This window comes from Erythrobacter sp. SG61-1L (assembly GCF_001305965.1).
Lineage (GTDB): Bacteria > Pseudomonadota > Alphaproteobacteria > Sphingomonadales > Sphingomonadaceae > Andeanibacterium.
Genome location: NZ_JXQC01000003.1, coordinates 3458296 through 3479453 on the forward strand (window position 1 = coordinate 3458296; position 21158 = coordinate 3479453).

Annotated in this window: 20 protein-coding genes; 9 read left to right on the forward strand and 11 right to left on the reverse strand. The window is 62.7% G+C overall.

Annotated features, from left to right (window positions below):
• Window positions 1-105 precede the first annotated feature (105 nt).
• A complete protein-coding gene (locus tag SZ64_RS16920; protein WP_241773076.1) occupies window positions 106-3072 on the reverse strand; it encodes a TonB-dependent receptor in 2967 nt (988 codons plus the stop codon).
• A gap of 310 nt (window positions 3073-3382) precedes the next feature.
• Between SZ64_RS16920 and SZ64_RS16925 the strand changes: the two genes are divergently transcribed.
• From SZ64_RS16925 to SZ64_RS16940, 4 genes are all read left to right on the forward strand, one after another.
• Window positions 3383-4165 carry an SDR family NAD(P)-dependent oxidoreductase gene (locus SZ64_RS16925; RefSeq protein WP_054531887.1) on the forward strand — a complete coding sequence of 261 codons (783 nt, stop codon included), beginning with the start codon at window positions 3383-3385 and terminating at the stop codon, window positions 4163-4165.
• A gap of 24 nt (window positions 4166-4189) precedes the next feature.
• Window positions 4190-4813, forward strand: a complete 624-nt coding sequence (locus SZ64_RS16930) for a TetR family transcriptional regulator (protein ID WP_054531888.1) — start codon at window positions 4190-4192, stop codon at window positions 4811-4813.
• Window positions 4810-5703 carry an S-methyl-5'-thioadenosine phosphorylase gene (gene mtnP, locus SZ64_RS16935; protein ID WP_054531889.1) on the forward strand — a complete coding sequence of 298 codons (894 nt, stop codon included), beginning with the start codon at window positions 4810-4812 and terminating at the stop codon, window positions 5701-5703. Before SZ64_RS16930 ends, mtnP begins: the two co-directional genes overlap by 4 nt.
• Window positions 5704-5799: 96 nt before the next feature.
• A complete protein-coding gene (locus tag SZ64_RS16940) occupies window positions 5800-6273 on the forward strand; it encodes a MarR family winged helix-turn-helix transcriptional regulator (protein ID WP_054531890.1) in 474 nt (157 codons plus the stop codon).
• Window positions 6274-6385: 112 nt separating this feature from the next.
• On the opposite strand, the gene SZ64_RS16945 is transcribed toward SZ64_RS16940, so the two are convergent.
• From SZ64_RS16945 to SZ64_RS16975, 7 genes are all read right to left on the reverse strand, one after another.
• Complete coding sequence (locus SZ64_RS16945) at window positions 6386-7396, reverse strand: type II secretion system F family protein (RefSeq protein ID WP_054531891.1); 1011 nt, start codon at window positions 7394-7396, stop codon at window positions 6386-6388.
• 17 nt (window positions 7397-7413) lie between these two features.
• Window positions 7414-8385 carry a type II secretion system F family protein gene (locus tag SZ64_RS16950; protein WP_054531892.1) on the reverse strand — a complete coding sequence of 324 codons (972 nt, stop codon included), beginning with the start codon at window positions 8383-8385 and terminating at the stop codon, window positions 7414-7416.
• A gap of 75 nt (window positions 8386-8460) precedes the next feature.
• Entirely contained in the window at window positions 8461-9750 is a 1290-nt protein-coding gene (locus tag SZ64_RS16955; protein WP_054531893.1) for a pilus assembly protein CpaE, read from the reverse strand.
• A gap of 2 nt (window positions 9751-9752) precedes the next feature.
• The gene (locus tag SZ64_RS16960) at window positions 9753-10412 is read right to left on the reverse strand and encodes a CpaD family pilus assembly protein (RefSeq protein WP_054531894.1); all 660 of its coding nucleotides are present in this window, start codon (window positions 10410-10412) and stop codon (window positions 9753-9755) included.
• A gap of 14 nt (window positions 10413-10426) precedes the next feature.
• On the reverse strand, window positions 10427-12016 hold the full coding sequence (locus tag SZ64_RS16965) for a type II and III secretion system protein family protein (protein WP_082384667.1): 1590 nt from the start codon (window positions 12014-12016) through the stop codon (window positions 10427-10429).
• Window positions 12017-12065: 49 nt separating this feature from the next.
• The gene (gene cpaB, locus SZ64_RS16970; RefSeq protein WP_054531896.1) at window positions 12066-13100 is read right to left on the reverse strand and encodes a Flp pilus assembly protein CpaB; all 1035 of its coding nucleotides are present in this window, start codon (window positions 13098-13100) and stop codon (window positions 12066-12068) included.
• 74 nt (window positions 13101-13174) lie between these two features.
• Window positions 13175-13669: a prepilin peptidase gene (locus SZ64_RS16975; protein WP_054531897.1), complete on the reverse strand. Its 495-nt coding sequence runs from the start codon at window positions 13667-13669 to the stop codon at window positions 13175-13177.
• A gap of 141 nt (window positions 13670-13810) precedes the next feature.
• Here SZ64_RS16975 and SZ64_RS16980 point away from each other — a divergent pair, with 141 nt between their 5' ends.
• The 3 genes from SZ64_RS16980 (at window position 13811) to SZ64_RS18365 (ending at window position 16083) form a co-directional block, all read left to right on the forward strand.
• The gene (locus SZ64_RS16980) at window positions 13811-14734 is read left to right on the forward strand and encodes an alpha/beta hydrolase (RefSeq protein ID WP_241773077.1); all 924 of its coding nucleotides are present in this window, start codon (window positions 13811-13813) and stop codon (window positions 14732-14734) included.
• Window positions 14731-15831, forward strand: coding sequence for an FAD-dependent oxidoreductase (locus tag SZ64_RS16985; protein ID WP_054531898.1), 1101 nt, complete (start codon window positions 14731-14733; stop codon window positions 15829-15831). The genes SZ64_RS16980 and SZ64_RS16985 overlap by 4 nt, the downstream gene beginning before the upstream one ends.
• Window positions 15832-15906: 75 nt before the next feature.
• The gene (locus SZ64_RS18365) at window positions 15907-16083 is read left to right on the forward strand and encodes a YegP family protein (protein WP_082384670.1); all 177 of its coding nucleotides are present in this window, start codon (window positions 15907-15909) and stop codon (window positions 16081-16083) included.
• Between the two features lie 21 nt (window positions 16084-16104).
• Here the strand turns inward: SZ64_RS18365 and rnhA are convergent, their stop codons facing one another.
• From rnhA to ispH, 3 genes are read right to left on the reverse strand one after another with little or no spacing between them, the layout of a single operon-like run.
• Complete coding sequence (gene rnhA, locus SZ64_RS16990; protein WP_054532340.1) at window positions 16105-16545, reverse strand: ribonuclease HI; 441 nt, start codon at window positions 16543-16545, stop codon at window positions 16105-16107.
• 10 nt (window positions 16546-16555) lie between these two features.
• Window positions 16556-17557 (reverse strand): homoserine kinase, encoded by a 1002-nt coding sequence (gene thrB, locus SZ64_RS16995; RefSeq protein ID WP_054531899.1) that lies wholly within the window; start codon window positions 17555-17557, stop codon window positions 16556-16558.
• A 23-nt stretch (window positions 17558-17580) separates the two neighbouring features.
• Entirely contained in the window at window positions 17581-18555 is a 975-nt protein-coding gene (gene ispH, locus SZ64_RS17000; protein ID WP_054531900.1) for a 4-hydroxy-3-methylbut-2-enyl diphosphate reductase, read from the reverse strand.
• 77 nt (window positions 18556-18632) lie between these two features.
• On the opposite strand from ispH, the gene SZ64_RS17005 reads away from it, so the two are divergent.
• Window positions 18633-19292, forward strand: coding sequence for a hypothetical protein (locus tag SZ64_RS17005; protein ID WP_054531901.1), 660 nt, complete (start codon window positions 18633-18635; stop codon window positions 19290-19292).
• A 117-nt stretch (window positions 19293-19409) separates the two neighbouring features.
• Complete coding sequence (gene argS, locus SZ64_RS17010) at window positions 19410-21155, forward strand: arginine--tRNA ligase (RefSeq protein WP_054531902.1); 1746 nt, start codon at window positions 19410-19412, stop codon at window positions 21153-21155.
• Window positions 21156-21158: the final 3 nt, after the last annotated feature.

The following is a 21158-nucleotide window of genomic DNA, read 5'->3' on the forward strand; positions in this document are numbered from 1 at the left end:
GCTTCCCCGTTTGGCAGAACTGCCGGATTGGCGAAGCAGGACAGTGAAGGTCAACAAAAAAGGCGGCCCGAAGGCCGCCTTTCAAGTTCCGGATTGCAGCAGCAATCAGAAGATGTCGCCGAGCTTCGCCTTCACGCCGATATAGGCATAGCGGCCATAGGCAGAGACCGGGTAGCTGAGCGAGAAGTCCGGCTTCGCGTTGAACAGGTTGTTGATACCGCCATAGACGGTGAACTTGTCTGCGAAGTCGGCCGAGACGCGGATGTCGTGCTCGACGCGGGACTTGTAGAAGAAGTACTTCGGATCGCTGATGTCGGGGTTACCCGCGAGCTGCTCGGTCGTGTACCGGCGGGTCTTGTCCCACCAGGTGAGCGAGTAGCTGGCAGTCACGTTGCCGATTTCCCAGTTGAGATCCCAGGCAGCAGTCCAGCGCGGCTTGTAGGCCTCGCCCAGATCGCTGTCGAGGTCGGCCCCGATCGATGCGAAGTAGTTCAGCTTGTCGAGATAGCCGATCGTCAGGTTCGAATAGAGTGTGCCGAGGCCATCGCCCACCGGGAGCGAGTAGTTCACCTGAGCGTCGAAACCTGCGGTTTCGAACTTGGCAACATTCTGCGGACCAGAGCGCCAGCCGACGACGAAGCCCGAGTCGGGATCGCGATCGATGTTGGTGCAGAACTGGTTGTCCAGCGAGGGCTGGTCAACGCACAGCTCGGCCAGATCCTGGGCCGTGGCGGTGTTGATCGCGTTCTCGATCTTGATGTTGTACCAGTCGAAGCTGACGGCCAGACGCGGAATGAACGAGGGCCGCAGCACAACGCCGGCAGTCCAGGTCTTGGCGGTTTCGGCCTTCAGATTGGGGTTGCCACCCGAGAAGCCGAGAATGCTGGTGTTCGCTTCGGCATCGGTGGCCGGGCTGAACGCAGCAATCTCGTCGGGGGTGAGGCCCAGGCCGCTGAGCAGCGCCTGACAGTTCGCAGCGCGATACTGCGTGCCTTCGGCGACGTTGGTGGGATCGCACGGATCGTCGATGAACAGGTAGCCGCCAGCCTGGGCGCCATACAGTTCGCCGATGTTCGGTGCGCGGACCGATTCCGAATAGGTGCCGCGGAAGCGGATATCCGGGATCGGAGCGTAGACGCCGTCGAACTTCCACGCCGTGGTGCTGCCGATGCTCGAATAATCGGACAGACGAACTGCTGCACCGAAGGAGAGCGTTTCAGCCATCGGAGCGCCGTCGAAAATCGGAACGTTCAATTCGCCGAAGATTTCCGAAACGTCGAACTTGCCGCTCGAGTCAGCAAACTGCGCGCTGTCCGCATACCACCCATTGTGGTAGTATTCGTCATAGGTCGCTTCGCTGGTTTCCTTGCGATATTCAGCGCCGATGGCGAAGCCGATCGGACCGCCCGGCAGTTCGAAGAACTTGCCGAAGTCGCCGCTGATCGAAGCCGAAACGACGTTCTGAGTAACCTTGGAGCTGGAGAGCGAATCGCGGGTCGCCCAGTCGATGGCGGCCTGCGAAGCGACGCCATAGCCCAGGAGATTGAGCGGAACACAGCCGCTGCCGGCGCCCGGAGTGAAGGTTTCGGGCGCAGCGCCGTAGTTCCACTCGGTAGGGTCGACGATGCCGCTGCCGTCGATGTCGATGCGGCAGACGGCCTTGCCGGTGCCATCGTCGACAGCGTCGATCGCAGCATAATAGCGGTCGGCGATACGGGCGTGGGTGTTGGTCACGTCCGCCGAGGTTTCGCCGTAGACGTACGAGATTTCGTACCGGGCGTGATCGGAGATCTCGCCTTCGAAACCGATAACGCCGCGCCAGGTTTCACGATCGTTATATTCGCCGCGCTGACCGAAATCGAAATTGTCGCGGCTGACCAGAGCGTCGCCCTGAACCAGATCGCCGAAGCGGTCGTTCAGGAAGTAGTTGTCGCCCTGCAGCAGGGTGTAGAAGTCGAAGCTCGGCTGGCTGATCGAGTAAGCCTTCGCCTTCATGTACTTGCCTTCCGCGAAGAAGCGCAGAGCAGGCGAAACCTCGTAGCTGAGCAGCACGTTGCCAACGTGGCGCTCGGTCTGCGGCACGATGTCGCCGTAATAGCCGGCGCGCGGCGTGTTATCGCCGCCGATCGCAAGGCCGCCGGAAGACGGGAGGATCAGGCCGCGGTCATAGACCTTGCCGCTGCCGGTGTAGTCCGGAATGCCGTCGAAATCGAGGTCGACCGCGCCGTCGACAGAGCTGTCGGACCAACCGGTGTTGGCGATCGGAATACGATCGGGCACGTTCGGATCGTCAGGGAAGTCGTTGGGATCGCGGATGATGCCGTAGAAGCGGCTGTTGTCGCCAAGGTAGCTGCGCGCACGGGTATCGACGCGTTCCTGGCGAGCATATTCATACGCCACGGCGATATTGCCGCGATCGTCGGCAAAGTTCTTGCCGGCGGTGACGGAGACGAGGGTCTGGTTGCCGTCGCCTTCGGTGGTCCAGCCGGTCTGAGCGCGAATGTTCAGGCCTTCGAAGTCACGCTTGAGGACGAAGTTGACCACGCCCGACACGCCGTCGGCACCGTAAACGGCCGAAGCGCCGCCGGTGAGAACGTCGACGCGTTCGATCAGATCCTGCGGGATCGAGCTGATGTCGACCGCAGCCGATTCGGGAACGCCGGCGACGTGACGCTTGCCGTTGACGAGGACGAGCGTGCGGTTCGCGCCGAGGTTACGCAGGTCAAGCAGGTTGACGCCGGTATAGCCCAGGCCAACGCCGGTGTTCGAGCCGGCGCTGTCGGCCGAGCCGACCGAGCCGAGCAGGGCAGGGTTGCGGATCAGGGTGTCGACGACGTTGACGTCGCCCGAACGCTCGATCTGTTCAGCCGTGACGGCGACGACCGGGTTGGGTTCGTTCAGCTGGCTGCGGGCAATACGCGAACCGGTCACGATGATGACGGCATCCGTATCTTCGGCCGAGTCGACAGTAGCGACGGAATCGTCGTCCTGTGCCAGAACCGGCTGTGCCACCAGCATGATGGACAACGCGAGAGGTGCGGCAGCACCCTTCAGGCGGGATTGGATTTTCACTGATACAGTCCCCATTGCAGGCCCTGCTCATGGCAGGGCGCTTTGATGTGAACGTTGTCCGGACATCCCCTTTGCAGCGTGCCCGGACGACGAAATAGCGTGTGTGCTACCTACCACCTGCGTGAAGCCCGGATTGGTTTCAATTCAAATTACTTTGCGTTGCGGCATTCATTGCCCGAATGTTGCAATCGCACAACAGTTGCAATCGAGACGAAATATTTGCCGACTTAGCTCCCGGCTTGACCGGGCAGGACGACCTGCTTAGCCGGTCGCTTAATTTTCCGCCGATTCCGGCGCGAGGGAGGCTAGCTTGAAGATCGACAACACCGTTTCCGCCGTCATTACTGGTGGCGCTTCCGGCCTGGGCGAGGCGACCGCTCGTGCGCTGGCCGCGCGTGGGGCCAAGGTTGCGCTTTTCGACCTGCAGCAGGAAAAGGGCGAATCTGTCGCCGCCGAAATCGGCGGCATCTTTTGCCAGGTGGATGTCACTTCCGACGAGTCCGTCGATGCCGGTTTCGCCAAGGCTCGTGCAGCCCATGGGCAGGAACGGATTTTGGTGAATTGCGCCGGTATCGGCACCATCGGCAAGACGACTCGGCGCGACCGCGAAACGGGTGCGATCTCGCACTTTCCGATAGCCGCCTTTGCCAAGACGCTGGAAGTGAACACGGTCGGCACCTTCCGCTGCATCGCCAAGGCTGCTGCGGGCATGATGACGCTGGAGCCGCTGGTGGACAATGAGCGCGGGGCTATCGTCAACACTGCATCTGTTGCTGCCGTCGATGGCCAGATGGGGCAGGCTGCCTATTCTGCTTCCAAGGGCGGCATCGTGGGCATGACGCTGCCCATCGCGCGTGACCTGATGAGCGAGGGCATCCGCGTAAACACGATCCTGCCGGGCATCTTCCGTACACCGCTGCTGGCAGGCCTGCCGGAAGCAGCGCAGGAATCGCTTGCCGCTCAGGTGCCGTTCCCGAAGCGGCTCGGCCATCCTGAAGAATATGCTGCGCTGGTGATGACCATGATCGAGATCGGCTATTTCAACGGCGAGCATGTCCGTCTCGACGGTGCGATCCGAATGCAGCCGAAGTAAGGCGCAAGGCCGGGGGGCAAGGACATGGCGGCAGCACCGGACACTACGTCTGAAGCGCGGGAGCAATTGCTTGCTACCGCGTCTGCCATCATGCGCGAGACCGATACGGTCGACATTTCGCTGGCCCAGCTCAGTCGTCGCTCGGGGCTCAACTCGGCGCTGGTGAAATATTATTTCGGCAACAAGGCGGGGCTGATGAAATCCCTGCTGGACCGGGATATGACCAGCATTCTGGCCTCGGTCGATGCCTTGCTGGCGTCGGAACACGATCCGGAGACGAAGCTGCGCCGCCACATTTCCGCGGTGGTGGACCGTTTTTACGATGTCCCCTACATCCAGCGTCTGCTGATGCGGCTTATCCGCGAAAGCGAAGCAGTGGAGGCACAGCGGATCGCGAACACCTATCTTAGCCCGATCTATTCCGCGTACGATCAACTGATCGGTGAAGGCGTGGAAGCCGGGGTGTTTCGCGAGGTTGACCCACAACTCTTCTATTTCAGCGTGACCGGCTCGGTTGACCGGTTTTTCGCAGCGCGGCTGTTCATGCGTTATTGCTTCGGAGAAGATGCCTTGTCCGAGGAATTGCGCGACCGCTACCGCGCGCATCTGATAGATTTCATCATGGCAGGATTGCTGAGGAACGGATGACTGCAAGCTGGCATATCGGCGTGATCGGCGGAACCGGTCTCTATGATGCAGAGGTTGTGGAGGAAGCTCAGCAGATCACGGTGCGCAGCAGCTTCGGCGAACCGTCCGGCCCGGTAACTACCGGGCGCATTGGCGATGTGCGCTTCACCTTTCTGGCCCGCCACGGTGCCGGGCACCGCATGTCTCCGGGAACGGTGAATTACCGCGCCAATATCGATGTTCTGAAGCGTTGCGGCGTGACCGACATCCTGTCCATCTCGGCCATCGGTTCGCTGCGCGAGGAATTCGCACCGGGCGGGTTCGTGGTGGTCGACCAGATGATCGACCGCACTCTGGGCCGGGACCGGAGCTTCTTCGGGGAAGGGCTGGTCGCCCATGTCAGCCTCGCCGATCCCACTTGCCCTCGCCTTTCCGGCTTTGTCGGCGATGCAGCGGAAAAGGCCGGGGCGATCGTGCATCGCGGCGGCTGTTATGCGGCAATCGAGGGGCCGCAGTTTTCGACTAGAGCGGAAAGCCACATGTACCGCGCTTGGGGCGCGGATGTGATCGGCATGACGGCCCTGCCGGAAGCCCGCCTCGCGCGGGAGGCGGAATTGCCTTACGCCCTGCTGGCAATGGTCACCGATTACGATTGCTGGCGGGAAAGCGGCGAAGCGGTGGACGTTGAAGAAGTGCTGCGGGTGATGCACGACAATGCGGGAAAGGCGCGTGCTGCCCTGACTGCGCTGGCAGGCCTGTTGCCCAAGGAACGCAGCTCCAGCCCGATCGACACGGCGCTCGAAGGCGCGATCGTCACTTCCCCGGAAAAGCGGGATCAGGCACTTGTCGCCCGGCTGGACGCCGTGGCCGGTCGCGTGCTTGGCCGGGCAGTGCCGGCACAAAAACGATAAATACTGACGCCGGGGCAGCCAGTTCGTGCCATTTTGGACGGCGTTACCGTTCGATACTTGCATTTTGCAATGCAAAATCGTTACAGCAAAAACCATATGGACGTTAAATCGCCCCTCTCCGATTTTTTGCCCTACATGCTTTCGGTCACGTCGAATGCCGTAAGCGGGCGCATTGCGCTCGAATATCGGAGCCGCTTCGGCCTCAAGGTGCCGGAGTGGCGAGTAATGGCGGTGCTGGGCGATGCCGGTGCGCTGACTCAGCGCGAGCTGACGGCGATGACCCTGATGGACAAGGTCGCCGTCAACCGCGCCTGCAAGGAACTGGAGGAACGTGGCCTCGTATGGCGCCAGCCCAATACCAAGGACGGGCGTTCGCACCTGCTTGAACTCACCGAAGAAGGTCGGCGGATGTATGGTGAGATCATGCCGCTCGCACTGGAGATGGAACGGCGGCTGCTATCCAGATTCACTGCCGAGGAGATTGCAGGCTTCAAGGGACTGCTTGTGCGTCTCAAACAGGAGGTGCGCGATCTGCACGCTGAAGGTATCGACAGCGGCAATTACGACTGAGGCGCCGGGTTGACATCACCCCAGGGCAAGCGGTCGCAAGGCTTCCCAAAGCAGCGAAAGGCCCTTTCCGGCTGGCGGAAAGGGCCTTTGCTCTGTCAGTGGTCCGGCTGGATCAGCCGCCGCCAGGCCGGTTGGCGAAGGTGTCGCCGATGGCACAGGCCGCTGGGCCGAGGATCACGATGAACAACACCGGCAGAATGAACAGGATCAGCGGAACCGTCATGATCGCGGGCAATCTCGCTGCCTTCTCTTCCGCTCGCATCATGCGCTCATTGCGGAACTCGGCGGACAGGACGCGCAGCGAGGATGCCAGCGGCGTACCGTAGCGCTCCGTCTGGATCATGGTGGTCACCACGCCGCGGATGGAGTCCAGATCGACGCGATAGGCGAGATTCTCGAATGCCATCCTTCGTTCGGTAAGGAAGGACAGTTCGATGGACGCGAGCATGAACTCGTCGCCCAGTTCGGGATAGGCGCGGCCCAGTTCCTTGGCCACGCGGGCGAAGGCGGCGTCCACGGTCAGGCCGGCCTCGGCGCAGATGACCAGAAGGTCCAGCGCATCGGGCAGACCCTTGCGCATGGCCTGGGAGCGCTTGGTGATCTTGTTCTTGAGGAACAGGTCAGGCGCCTTGTAGCCGGCGATGATCGCGGCCGCGAAGGCCATGAAGCGCTTGAAGCTGCTCCATTCCGGGAAGGTGTTGCTCCAGTAAACGAGAATCACCGCAATCACACCCAGTACGATGGGCAGGACCATGCGGGCAAAGATCACCGCGACGGCCCATTCCTTGTTGCGGTAACCGGCCTGCGCCAGCTTCTGCTGGATCTGCTTGACCTGACTGTCCTGAAGAACCTTCATTCCCGTCAGGGCGTCCTTCATGCGGTCGGTCGTCTCGGTCTTGCGGACCAGGCTCTGGCGCTTCTTGGCAGTGGCGGTGACGATGCCGGCCTTCAGTTCCTCGCGCCGGGCGTTGAGCGTCTTCACGCGGCGAACCATCGGATCGCGCACGGTAACGGCGGCATAGACGGCCATCATTGCGGCCAGTGCGGCGACGCCCGCCAGAATGGAGCCGACGGCAAGGACGTCGACGCCGAGGAGCGTGGGGCCGGGAGGTGTGCCGATCATGTTGCTGTTCCTCCCGATCAGATTTCGAAGCTGACCATCTTGGCCATGATGAACGCGCCGATGCCCATCCAGACGAAGCCGCCAATGCCTGCGACCATCAGTCGCTCATCGACGAAGAAGTCGTTCAGATAGTCCGGGTTGACCCAGTAGATCATGCCGAAGACCAGGAAGGGCAGGGCGCCGACGATATAGGCCGAGGCCTTGGATTCAGAGCTCATCGCCCTGATTTTCAGCTTCATCTGCGCACGCTTCCTGAGAACGTCGGACAGGTTGGAGAGTGTCTCGGCAAGGTTGCCGCCCGTCTCGCGCTGGATCGCAAGGGTGATGCAGAAGAACTGGAATTCAGGAGTTCCGAGGCGGTCGGCCGTGACCTGAAGCGCTTCTTCCATCGAGCGACCGACCTTGATTCGGTCTACGATCGCGCGGAATTCCTCACCTACCGGGCCGGGGATTTCGCTTGCGACAACCGACAAGGTCTCCGTCACCGGAAGGCCGGAGCGCAGGCCGCGCACCAGCAGTTCGAGCGCGTCCGGGAACTTGGTATTGAACGAGTTGGTGCGCTTCTTGATGAAGTAGTTCACTGCCATATGCGGCACGCTGGCTCCGATCAGCACGCCCACGGCCAGCGAGAGCAGCAGCGCGCCCGACTTGAGATAGACAATTACCGCCAGAGCCAGCGCAAGGCCGATCGAGGCGTAGACATATTGCGTGACCGACCAGTTCTTGCCGCTACGATGCAGGCGCAGTGCAAGGGCCTCGATACGCGAGCTGGAGCCGGCGATGCGATGCATCTTGGGCTTGCGCGCGGCGATTGCCTTCTTGAGCTGGGATTCGACCTTGTCGACCGTGCTTTCCGAATGACGATAGCGCACTGACTGGAGGCGCCGGGCGCTCTCCTTCGCAGCCGAGGGGCCGGCAAAGGCAGCGTAGATCAACCCCAGAACGCTGGTGATGGCGAACACGAACAGCCCGATCTGGAGAATGTTCATTGCCTGGTTCTGCCTTCCTTGCCTGCTTCAACCGGTGTGGCCGGGGCACGTAATGCCGCCCGCCACCCGAATTCCTTATTCGACCGCTTCGGCGGCCTTCTTGCTGCCCTTCTTGGCCATCAGCGACTTGATGTCGAACTTGCCCAGCAGCGAGGTCTTGGCGCTCGCTTCGTGGTGCAGCACGGCTTCTTCGCCGCCCATGCCGATAACAGCGTTGGCGACATCGCGGATCACGCCTGCCGCCTTGCTGGAACGGTTGGCATCGACGAAGGTCTGGCCGAGCTTGGCGGCATTGACTGCCGCACGCTGATCATCGGGGATCGTGAAATCGATCTTGCGTTCGATCGAAGCCTCGAAATCCGCCTTGGAAATCTCGACCAGACCCTGCTGAACCTTGTTGGCCACAACGACCGGAGTGGCGTGCGGAGCGTTCGACTTGAGCCAGGAGAGGATGCGGATCGCATCGCGCGCGGAAGCCAGCGTCAGCTCGGTCGCCAATACGACGACATTCACATCCGCGAGCAGATGCGGGAAGTTGATCAGCATGTTGCGGGGCAGGTCGATCACCGTCATCTCGAAAGCGTGACGGAATTCCTCTTCCAGCTGCACGAAGGCGGAGCCGTCGGTGATCAGCGGAGAGTTGATCGGCGCTTCTGCCGACAGGATCGAGAGGTTGTCGTTCGCGCGGATCATGGCGCGTTCGATGAACAGGCCGTCGATACGGCTGGGATTGTCGATCGCGTCGGTCAGGCCGCGGCCTGGTTCCAGATCGAGCGTCAGCGCGCCGGTGCCGAAATGGACGTCGAGATCCAGCAGGGCGGTAGGCATCTTGTGCTCTGTCGAAAACAGCCATGCCAGCGAAGTGACCAGCGTGGATGCGCCGACGCCGCCGCGTGTGCCAACAACCGCGGTCGAGATGTGGCGCTTGGCCGCATTGGCATCGCTTGATTTCGGCGCGGAGAAGACCGCCTGGGCCTGAACCAGTGCATCGCGCACCTGCCCGGACGAAAGCGGCTTGAGCAGATAGTCATGGATGCCGCTGGCCAGAAGATCGCGATACAGGCGCACGTCGTTGACCTGGCCGATGGCGATCACCACCGTGCCCGGTTCGCAAACTTCCGCCAGCGCGTTGATGTCGTTCAGCGGATCGCCGCTTTCCGACAGGTCGACCATCAGGATGTTCGGGCTTGCCGTGACCGAGAGCGACTGGACTGCGTTGCGCAGGCCGCCCTTGGCGCATTTTTCAGGCTGCCAGCCCATTTCGATGACGACCGGGCGCAGCACGTCCAGCGCGGTTTCATCGCATACGAAGGCGGCGAAGGGATCACGTCCATTGGGCGTTCCCGCTTTCCACGGCGCGTTCATGCTCAGTTACCTCCGCTGGCGGCGTTGCTGGTGCTGGTCGTGTTCAGGCCGCCGGTTCCGGTCGGCTTCTGATCGCGATAGCTGGCAATCGCCTTGTTCGACGTCATGATCACTGTCTCGCCGGTGCCCTTGGCACCGTGGATCAGATGTTCGGGATCGGCGACCATGGCGGAAAGGTTGCTGTTTACCGAGCAGCCGAAGCCGTCATTCGTGCCGTTATTGTAATTCGACGCCGCTCGGCCGCCCCAGTCGGGGCAACCCGGCACCGAAGCCTTGGACCGGGTGACGACGATCCTTGCCGTGCCCGGAATTACCGAGCCTTCGGTTACCGGCGCGCCATCGCTGACCAGAATGCCGTAGCGTGCGGCGATCTCGGCAATCTTTTCCCGCGTGGCGGTGCTGGCCATGGGGTCGTCGATCGAGACGCGGTCGCCATAGCCGAGTTCCATAGCCTTGAACCAGTCGTTCAGCCGTTGCTGTTCGCTGATGGCAAGGCCGCCGGGGCTGGCAGTGACGTCGAAGGTGTAGTTCGATCGTTCGACCACCGGCTGCTTGACCGAGTCGAGCGAGCGGTTGGTCGGTTCGCTGGCGCAGGCCGTGAGCGAAAGCCCCAGAGTGAGTGCCAGTGCCGTCGCGACGGATTTGGTCATGCGGATGCGCATCGTTTTCACCTTTCTCACTTGAGGCTGAAGCCGGGAGCGACATCGGCTTCGGCGCGGCGTTCTGCCTGGCCGTTGCGCGGGCGATCCTTGGCGTCGTAATCTTCGAGGCCGAGCTTGGGAGCGCTGGCGCCTTCGCCGATTGCGCTTGGCTTCGGGCGGTCGCCGCCGGTCACACCGTCATTTTCCAGATTGCCGAGCAATTGCTGGATAGCAGTGGGCGCCCGGAAGCCGTCGGTCGGCAGCTTGATGTCGTTCGCATCGACCGGGTTCACCAGATACGGCGTGACCACGATCACCAGTTCGGTCTGACCCTTCTGGAATTCGGTCGACTTGAACAGATTGCCCAGGATCGGCACGTCGCCAAGGCCGGGGGCCTTGTCGATTGCGTTCTGCGAATTGTTGCTCAGCAGGCCTGCGATCATGAAGCTCTGGCCGGAGCCGAGTTCCACGGTCGTTTCCGCGCGGCGCACGGTCAGGGCAGGGACGGTGAAGTTGTTCATTGTCACCGCGCCCTGGCTCGAAAGCTCCGACACTTCGGGGCGCACGCGGATCGAGATCCGGCCATTGGCCAATACGGTGGGCGTATAAGCCAGGCTGACGCCGTATTTCTTGTATTCGACCGAAGTCGTGCCCAGGCCCTGGCTCATCAGGATCGGGAACTCGCCGCCGGCAAGGAAGTCTGCCGTTTCGCCCGAAAGCGCGGTGAGGTTGGGCTGCGAAAGGGTCGTCACCAGACCGTCGCGCTCGGCAAGGTCAAGCGCGCCGAGCAGGTCGAGGCCCAGAAGCTTGCCGGCACCGGACAGGGTCGTGCCGTTGGCAATCGTTTCGATCGACGTGCCGTCAACTTCGACATATTTGCCGGGATTGTTGACGTCCGGAATGGTAACTTTCACGCTGCTGCCGGCGCCGAGTGCAGAGCCACCCGGGTTCGTGTTCGGGCGGAAGGTATTGGCGAAGCCGTCGCGGCCTGATCCGAGGCCGAACTGGAAGCCGCTGGAGCTGTCGATCGAAGTCAGGTTCGCGCCCAGCGAACGGACCAGCGAACGGCTGACTTCGGCAAACTTCACCTGCAGGTTCACCTGCAGCGGCGTGGCCGTCTTCAGGCGGCTGACCACGTTCGAATTCTCGCCGACGAAGGCCTTCACGAGGCGTTCCGCTTCTGCAGCATCTTCAGGAGCGGCGACAGTGCCGGTCAGCAGCACGGTGTTGCTGCCCATGGTGGCGACCGACACCTTCGCGTCGGGCATGGCCAGCGACAGCATCTGGTCGATACTGTCGATGTTGGATCCCACGCGGATGTTGGCCGCCCACACCACATCGCCCGAAGCGTTGCTGGCATAAACCGTCGTCTCACCGCCGGAGAGGCCGAAGACGTAGAGCTGGCGCTGCGACTTCACCTGAACATCCGCGATTGCCTCGTTAGCAACGAAGATGTCGGTCATGTTGCCTGGAACGCTGACCAGCTGGCCACGGCCCACGGAAAGCACGATGTCGGTGGAAGGCCGCAACACGGACTGGGCGTGGGCCACGCCGGAAGGCGCAGTGGCCATCGGGATGGCGGCAACGGCCGCAGTCAGCATGGTGGCGATAAGGCGGCGGTTCATGGTTTTGCCCCTCGATTGAATTCGCTCGCTTGGTGCGGTGGTCATGGCGTTACTTGCCGACCGGAACCGCGACGGTGGTTTTGCCCCGGGTCACGTTGACGATCGGTCCGGTCCGGACCGGCGCTGCCGGAGTGTTGCCGCGCGTGCCGGTATTGCCGTTATAAGCCATGGCAGCGGGCGGCGGAGTTGCATCGGCGCGCGGGATGGAGGTGCGCTGGAAGCGGGAGACGTCGCCGCCGGTGACGAAGCTGCTGCCACCGTCACGCGGGCGGCTCATCGCCGTGCGCAGGATCTTTTCCTCGTCAGACTTGGATGCGCCTTCCGGCACATTCACATCTCCGGAGGCAATGGCGCGCTCGAGATCGGACTGATTGTCGGCAATCGAGCGCAGCGACAGGCTGAGAGTGCCGATCGTCTGGGCAACGGCGACCTTTTCGGCGATTTTCGGCGTGACTTCGAGCGTCACGGTACGGAAGTCGCGGACCACCGTCTTGCCGTCGGGCGTGTGGGTGGTTTCGGTCGACTGGTCGGTCGCCAGCACGCGGATGTTGCGCAGGATCGTCTCGGCGGCCTTGAGCGGAGCACCGCGACCGCCCGAGTCGCCGGCGTTGACAGTCTGCGTCAGCACCAGGTCGACACGGTCGCCCGGGAACACGAAGCCGCCCACGCCGGTCTTGGCAGACACGGGAACGGTTACGGCACGCATGCCCGCGCCAAGCGCTGCGGCAAGGAAGCCGCGATCGCCGGGGGCGACGAGCGAACCCTGGGTAACCGGCTCACCGGCTGTGATCGGGTGGCGAACGACAGTACCCAGAAGGATGTTCATGTCGGATTTGCCGTCGATGAAATAGGCGTCCTGCACCATTTCCTTCGGCCACAGCTGATAGGCGACCGCATCGGCGGTGATGATGGTACCGACCGGCAGTGCACGCTGTGCCACCAGCACCTTCGGGCCTTCAGGCTCCTGCGGCGCGGCTGCGGCCTGAGGAGCGGAGGAACCCGCGAACATGCTACGCGCTGCAATGGCCGTGCCGATCGCGATGATCAGCGCCCCCAGCAGCAGTACCAGTTTCTTCCTGTCCATGGTGCGTCAAGCCCCCTCAATGACCGTAGGGAATTCAGAACCCCGATGTTCGGCCAGAATGGTTAAAATCCCGTTCACCCCAAATTCCCGCCTGCAGCGTGGGCTGCTGGCAGGTAATTCGCGGCAAGTACCCACAATCCCCCGATTGCGATTGCGACCCCGTAAGGCACCGCCAGGCGGTCGCGCTGGCGGCGGGCGACGTGCCAGGCGCCGAACACGATGGTGAGCACACCGCCCACCAGTGCCATCACGATCAGCAGGGTCAGAAACTGCGTCGGCGGGATCCACAGGGCCAGCGCAGTAAGCAGCTTCACGTCGCCGCCACCCATCGCGCGCAGCGCGAACAGAACGGCAAGGACGGCGAAACAGGCCACTGCAACGCCAAGCTGGATCGCCACGCCCGGCCACAGCGCAAGCCCGCTGGCCCACCAGAAAAGCGGCGCGCCAAGAGCGATGGCAGCGTTCAGCCAGTTCGCGATCTGTCGCGAACGGATATCGGTGAAGGCTGCCACAAGCAGTGCAATTGCCAAGGCTGCAAGCAATCCGTACTGGATCGAAGCGTCGTCCATATAGGCCCCCTGATGGTCTCAGAAGGCACGGGTACTCTTAAGGGCTTACTAAAAAGTAACCACGGGCAGGAGGCTCACATTAGCCAACCAATCCAAGCGCAGAGCTGTTCTTTCGACCGCCGGGCCATTCCGGCGGCCGCAGTGGAGGGTTTCTGGCATGCCGAAGATGGCTGGCCGGTTCGCCGGATCGATTGGCCCCTGCCAGATGTTGGTGCCAGGGGTTCGATCCTGTTCCTGCCAGGGCGGGGGGACTGCTACGAGAAATACCTCGAAACGCTGGACCACTGGTCGAAGCAGGGCTGGCGGGTCACGGCATCGGACTGGCGCGGGCAGGCAGGGTCCGGGCGGCTGGGAATGGACGCGGTAACGGGCCATGTGCCCGATTTCGCCGTCTGGGTGGCGGATCTGGCGTGGTTCTGGCGCCGTTGGGTGGCCGAGACGCCCGGCCCGCACGTGATCGCAGGCCATTCGATGGGCGGCCATCTGGTGCTGCGTGCACTGGCGGAAAAGGCCATCGAGCCGGATGGAGCAATTTTGTCGGCGCCGATGCTGGGGTTCCATTCCTGGGGTCTGCCAAGCTGGCTGATGCACTCCATCGCCGGTCTGATGACCCATCTGGGCGACCGTCGCCGCCCGGCCTGGAAATGGAGCGAGAAGCCCGGCGAAGTCCCGGAGGGCCGTGACATGCTGCTGACTCATGATCCCGAACGCTACGGCGATGAATTATGGTGGCGCCAGCACCGGCCGGAACTGGTCATGGGGCCGGGTAGCTGGGGCTGGGTGGAACGCGCGTATGCCTCGGTGCGGGGCCTGGAAAAGCCCGGTGTGCTGGAGGCAGTGGAATCGCCGGTTTTCGTCGTGGCCACCGATCATGACAAGCTGGTGGCCTATTCCGCGATTGAGAGAGCGGTCCGCCGACTGCCACGGGGGGAATTGTTCCTGTTCGGCGAGGAAGCGCACCATGAAGTGTTGCGCGAAGTCGACGCCATCAGAAATCTTGCGATAGAGGCGATTGACGGATTCCTCTCGCTTGTCGCATCGCGGGGGACGAAGAGGTCCTCTTGAACGATACATACGACATTGCGGTAATCGGCGCGGGAATCGCCGGGGCGAGCCTTGCGGCCGAACTCGGACCCCATGCTCGCGTAATCATGCTGGAAGCGGAAGACGCACCGGGCCGCCATGCGACCGGGCGTTCCGCCGCGTTCTGGGCCGAGACCTATGGCGGTCCATTGGTTCAGCCGCTGACCACCGCTTCAGGCCAATGGCTGGAGGAACGCGGCTTCCTGTCGGATCGCGGATCGCTCAACATCGCCAAGGCCGGGCAGGAACCGGAACTCGAGGCGTTCATCGCCGATTTCGAGCAGGCAGGCGTCAGGGTGGAACGACTGGGACGTGAGGAGATCGAGCAGATCGTCCCGGGCCTCAAGCCCGATTGGATTTACGGTGTTGACGAACCGGACTGCCGCGACATCGATGTCGCCGGAGTCCATGGTTGGTATCTTGCCGAAGCAAGGAAGGCCGGGGTGGAGCTGCGCTGCCGCGCTGGCCTGACCGAAGCTGGCTACGACCGGGACCGTGGCTGGACCCTGCGCACTTCCGACGGTGCGACGATCCACTGCAAGGTGCTGGCCAATGCTGCCGGGGCATGGGCGGACCCGGTGGCGCAGATTGCCGGAATCCACCCGCTGGGCATTCAGCCTTTGCGACGCACCGTGGTGCAATTGCGCACTGCTCCCGCCGCACAGGACGATCTGCCGCTGGTAGTGGATCTTGGCGGCAGCTTCTATTTCAAGCCGGAGAGCGGGCGCCTGTGGCTTAGCCCGCATGACGAAACGCCCAGCGTCCCTTGCGATGCCGCGCCCGAGGAACTGGACGTGGCCATCGCCATTGACCGGTTCGAACAGGTTGTGGACTGGACAGTGGAACGGGTGGAGCACAAATGGGCCGGCCTGAGGAGCTTCGCGCCCGACCGGCTGCCGGTCTATGGCTTCGATCCGGCTAATCCGGCCTTCTTCTGGTTTGCCGGGCAGGGTGGTTTCGGCATCCAGACGGCGCCTGCCGCCGCCCGGCTTGCAGCCCAGATCCTGCTGAACCTGCCAGCCGACGATTTGACTGTATCGCTGGATCGCGAGCGTTATCTGGCCAGTCGCTTCGCTTAAGGACTTGCGGTTCAGCCGCCGGAAAGGGCAACTTCGCGAACTGTTCGAAACCGAGCAACGAAGGGAGTTGGCCCCATGGCGCACAAGTTCGAGATTTATAAGGACAAGGCAGGCGAGTTCCGCGTCCGCTTCAAATATAATTCCGAAGTGATGTTCTCGACCGAAGGCTATTCCAGCAAGGCGAGCGCGCAGAACGCCATCGATTCGATCAAGAAGAACGGGCCGGACGCTCCCGTCGAGGACAATAGCTGACTTACCCGATCCGGCGGGGCCTCAACGCCCCGCCACACTCGCGGCCGCGTCGCTGGCCAGCTTGTCCACCCGTTCGTTTTCGGGGTGGCCATTATGGCCCTTCACCCAGATCCAGTCGATCTTGTGCGGGGCGGCAGCCTCGATCAGATCGTGCCATAATTCGGCATTGCGCACTGGCTTCTTGCTCGCATTGACCCAGCCCTTGCGCTTCCAGCCGTGCACCCACTTGGTGATGCCGTCGATCACATATTTGCTGTCGGAATGAAGCTGCACCTCGCAAGGGCGCGTCAGTGCCTTCAGTGCACTGATCACTGCCATCATTTCCATGCGATTATTCGTGGTGTGCGCTTCTGAGCCGGAAAGTTCCTTCTCATGCGGGCCCATGCGCAGCAGCGCGCCCCAGCCACCCGGGCCGGGATTGCCCTTGCATGCGCCATCGGTGAAAATTTCTACCTTCGTCACACTCCGTTCCTCAAGGCAGATGGTCCGGGTGAGGATGGGCGGCAAAAGCAGCGGCCCCGCGATCCGCATAGAAGGCAAGCCGCCGGGCGAATGCCAGCGGATCCTTGCGGGTTACCAGCGCATCGGCGGGCGTGTGCAGCCAGTCTTCGGCGCGCGTCAGCAGGAAGCGCAGAGAGGCCCCGCGTGCCAGCACGTCCAGCGCGGCGCGTTCATCGTGCGACAGGGGCCGGATGCTTTCATAGCCTTCCATCAGCGCAGTGCCGATTTCCGGCCGGAACCCGCGCCCTTCGGCATCGAAGCACCATGCAGCATGGGTCACTGCCAGATCATAGGCTGTGATGTCACAGCAGGCGAAATAGAAGTCGATCAGCCCGCTGACCTGATGTCCCATCATCAGGACATTGTCGGGGAACAGATCGGCGTGGATTACCGAGCGCGGCAGGCCCTTGGGCCAGTTCTCGCGCAGATATTCCAGTTCCTCGCTCACTGTTGCGGCCAATGCCGGGTCGATCTGGGTCAGCCCTTCCGTGCCGCAGACGCCAGCCAGATTTTCCCAGCCGGCCAGGCTGAGATCGTTCGCGCGCTCCATCGCGAAATCGGCTGAGGCCAGGTGAACGCGGGCAAGGGCACGGCCTACTGAGTAAGCCTGCTCTGCCTCGGGATGGTCGATGGAAACGCCCGGCAGGAACTCGATCAGCGCCACTGCCTTGCCGTCCAGCATGCGGAAGGCGGCGCCTTCACGGTCATGGATCGTGCGCGGCACGGGGCAGTCATGTTCCGCCAGATGATCCAGCAGGCCAAGGAAGAAAGGCAGGTCCGCCAGTTCGATCCGCCGTTCATACATGGTGAGGATGAAGCGCGCGCCATATCCTTCCCTGCCTGTCGTCTCGATCAGCCAGTTGGAATTGGAAACGCCTTCCGCGATGCCTTTGGCCGAAACCAGTTCACCAACGTCATAATGCGCGATGAGCGCAGCGAGATCCTCTGCGCCGAGATGCGTGTAGACTGCCACTTGCCTGTCCCCCTTCGCGCGGCCTAGTCCGCCAGCTGGCGCGGCAGCTTGAAGATCATCTTCTCTTCCGCAGTCACGAGCGTGTGCTCTTCCACCTCGCGCCACTGCGACAGCGTGTCGACCACTTCACGCACCAGCTTCTCAGGGGCGGAGGCGCCTGCAGTGAGGCCCAGCGTGGCCACACCCTTCAGCCAGTCGGGATCGATTTCGCTCGCGCGCTGGATCAGGCGAGCGGGCGTGCCGAAGCGTTCGGCCACTTCCACCAGACGCAGGGAGTTTGAGCTGTTGGGTGCACCGATCACCAGCACCAGATCGCATTGCGGCGCAATCGCCTTTACCGCGGCCTGCCGGTTGGACGTCGCGTAACAGATGTCTTCCGCCTTGGGCCCGACAATCTGGGGATAGCGCGCCTTGAGGGCATCAATGATCTCTGCCGTGTCGTCCACCGAGAGCGTCGTTTGGGTCAGGAAAGCCAGAGAAGTCTTTTCCGGCAGGTCGAGGGCTGCAACGTCTTCCACGGTTTCGACCAGCGTCATCGCCCCTTCGGGTACCTGGCCAAAAGTGCCGATCACCTCGGGATGGCCCTTGTGGCCCACAAAGACGATATGCCGCCCGGCTTCCATCTGGCGTTCGGCCTGGCGGTGTACCTTGCTCACCAGCGGGCAGGTGGCGTCCAGCCAGTTCAGCCCGCGTTCCGTCGCGGCTTCCGGTACGGATTTGGGCACGCCATGCGCGCTGAATACCACCGGCACGCCATCGGGCACTTCGTCCAGCTCTTCCACGAAAACCGCGCCCTTGGCCTTCAGCCCTTCTACGACAAAGCGGTTATGGACGATCTCGTGCCGGACATAGACCGGGGCGCCATAACGGGTGAGCGCGCGCTCCACGATCTCGATCGCGCGGTCCACGCCGGCGCAGAAACCGCGCGGCGCTGCAATAAGCAGGATCAGGGGCATAAGCGTTTCCGGACGGTGTGGTTTTGGAAAGGGAGCGTTCATCTGGGTCGCTCTAGCGGTTGTCGCTGCGCGGCGAAAGGGCTAGGGCTGCGCCGACAGCTTCGCCTTGAGGACTTTTCATGATCGCTCGCCATCGCCGGATTTCCAAGATTGCGACCCTGGCCGCATGCGCAGCCGCGCTTGCGGGGTGCCACGCCAAGGGCCAGCTCGTGATCGACGAAGGCGTGGGCGTTACCGCGCTGCGCGGTGTTTGTCCTGCAGTCGGCATTCCTGATTACACGGGGGATATCACCCTGTTCAACGGCGCAGCACGTACGGCTGATGCGATCGACGTGGTTGCGGTGATGACCAATGTACGCAGCAATTGCGACGATTCGGGCGACCGGGTCTACGCCACTGCCTCGTTCGACGTGCTGGCACGCCGCTCGAACACGAATGGCGCGCGTACGGTGCAGATTCCCTATTTCTCCACGGTACTGCGCGGCGGCAGTGCCGTTGTCTCCAAGCGAGTGGGAACGGTGACGATCCAGTTCGCCGATGGGCAGGAACGCGCGCAGGCGAGCGGCGTGGCCGGCGCCTATATCGACCGCGCGGAAGCAACCCTGCCGCAGGACATCGTCGATAAGATCGGCCGCAAGCGCCGGGCTGGCGAGGAAGACGCGGCGATTGATCCGCTCACCCTGCCGGAAGTGCGCGATGCACTTGCCCGCGCGAATTTCGAACTGCTGGTCGGTTTCCAGCTTTCCGAAGCGCAGCTGGCCTATAACGCCACCCGATGAACCGGCTCTCCCCTGGCGGGAGAGCCTGACGGGCCGCATGGCCCCGCGCACGCGCCGGCCGCCAAATGGCGGCTGGGCGCTTTTCCCCATTCAGTAAACAGGCTAACGGCCAGAACCATGTCCGCAACCAAGACGATCCATGCCGCCTTCGCGGCCCATCTCGCAGATGTCCTCGACGCGCTCGAACAGGAAGGTGCGTTGCCAGCAGGGCTGCCGCGCTCCAGCGTGACGGTGGAGCCGCCGCGCGATCCTTCTCATGGCGATCTGGCGACCAATGCCGCGATGGTGCTGGCCAAGCCCGCTGGAACCAATCCGCGTGCACTGGCGGGCGGGATTACGGCAAAGCTGGAAGCGCTGCCGGAAGTGACCTCCACCGAAATCGCCGGGCCGGGCTTTATCAACATGCGCGTATCCGATGCGGCGTGGCGCGGCGAACTGGCCGCGATTGCCGCGCTGGGCGCGGATTATGGCCGTTCGAGCGTGGGCGGAAGCCGGATGGTGAATGTCGAATATGTCTCGGCCAATCCCACCGGCCCGATGCATATGGGCCATTGCCGCGGCGCGGTGGTGGGCGATGCGCTGGCCAGCCTGCTGGAATTCGCGGGCTATCGCGTGACGCGCGAATATTACGTCAACGATGCGGGCGGCCAGGTCGATGTGCTCGCCCGCTCGGTCTACCTGCGGTATCGCGAGGCACTGGGCGAGGACATTGGCGAGATTCCGGCCGGCCTCTATCCGGGCGATTACCTCAAGCCGGTTGGCGCCGCGCTGGCGCAGGAACTGGGCGACGCCTATCTCGGCAAGCCGGAAGAGGAATGGCTGGTGCTGTTCCGCACCCGCGCCGTGGCCGCAATGATGGAGATGATCCGCGCGGACCTGTCGCTGCTGGGCATCCATCACGATCTCTTCTCTTCCGAGGCGGAACTGCAGGCCGCAGGCAAGCCCGAAGCGGCCGAGAAGTGGCTGCGCGAACACGATCTGGTCTATGACGGTGTGCTTGAAGCACCCAAGGGCAAGACTCTGGAAGACTGGGAGCCGGTGGAACTGCCGCTGTTCCGTTCGACCAAATTCGGCGACGATCAGGACCGCCCGATCCGCAAGAGCGACGGCAAGTGGACCTATTTCGGTGCGGATCTGGCCTACCATCTGCAGAAGGCCCAGAGCGCTGACGAGTTGATCGACATCTGGGGTGCGGACCATGCCGGCACGGTGAAGCGGATCAAGGCCGCAGTCGCTGCGCTGTCCGAAGGGCAGGGCAAGCCGATCCCCTTCGATGTGAAGCTGGTCCAGATGGTCCAGCTGCTGCGCGATGGCGAGCCGGCCAAGATGTCCAAGCGGTCGGGCAATTTCGTCACCATCGCCGACATGGTCGATGAAGTGGGCAAGGACGTGGTCCGCTTCACCATGCTGACCCGCAAGCCCGAAGCGCAGATGGATTTCGACTTTGCCAAGGTGGTGGAAGCTTCGAAGGACAATCCGGTCTTCTATGTGCAGTATGCCCATGCGCGCATCCATTCGACCCTGCGCAAGGCAGCAGCCGAGGGGCTTGCGCCGTCCGACGCGCATCTCGATCTGCTGGGCGAGGAAGAACTGGCGCTGGTGAAGCATGCCGCGCAGTTCCCCCGCATGGTGGAAGCGGCTGCGGTTGCTCGCGAGCCGCACCGGATTGCCTTCTTCCTCTACGATCTGGCAGCAGCGTTCCATGCTTACTGGAATCTGGGCAATGACGATCCGTCCAAGCGCTTCATTCTTTCCGATCAACCCGAACTGACCGGGGCAAGGCTTTTCCTCGGCCTGCAAATCGGGCAGGTTGTGAAGAACGGCCTCAATCTGCTGGGTGTCGAGGCTGTCGAGGAGCTGTAAGAC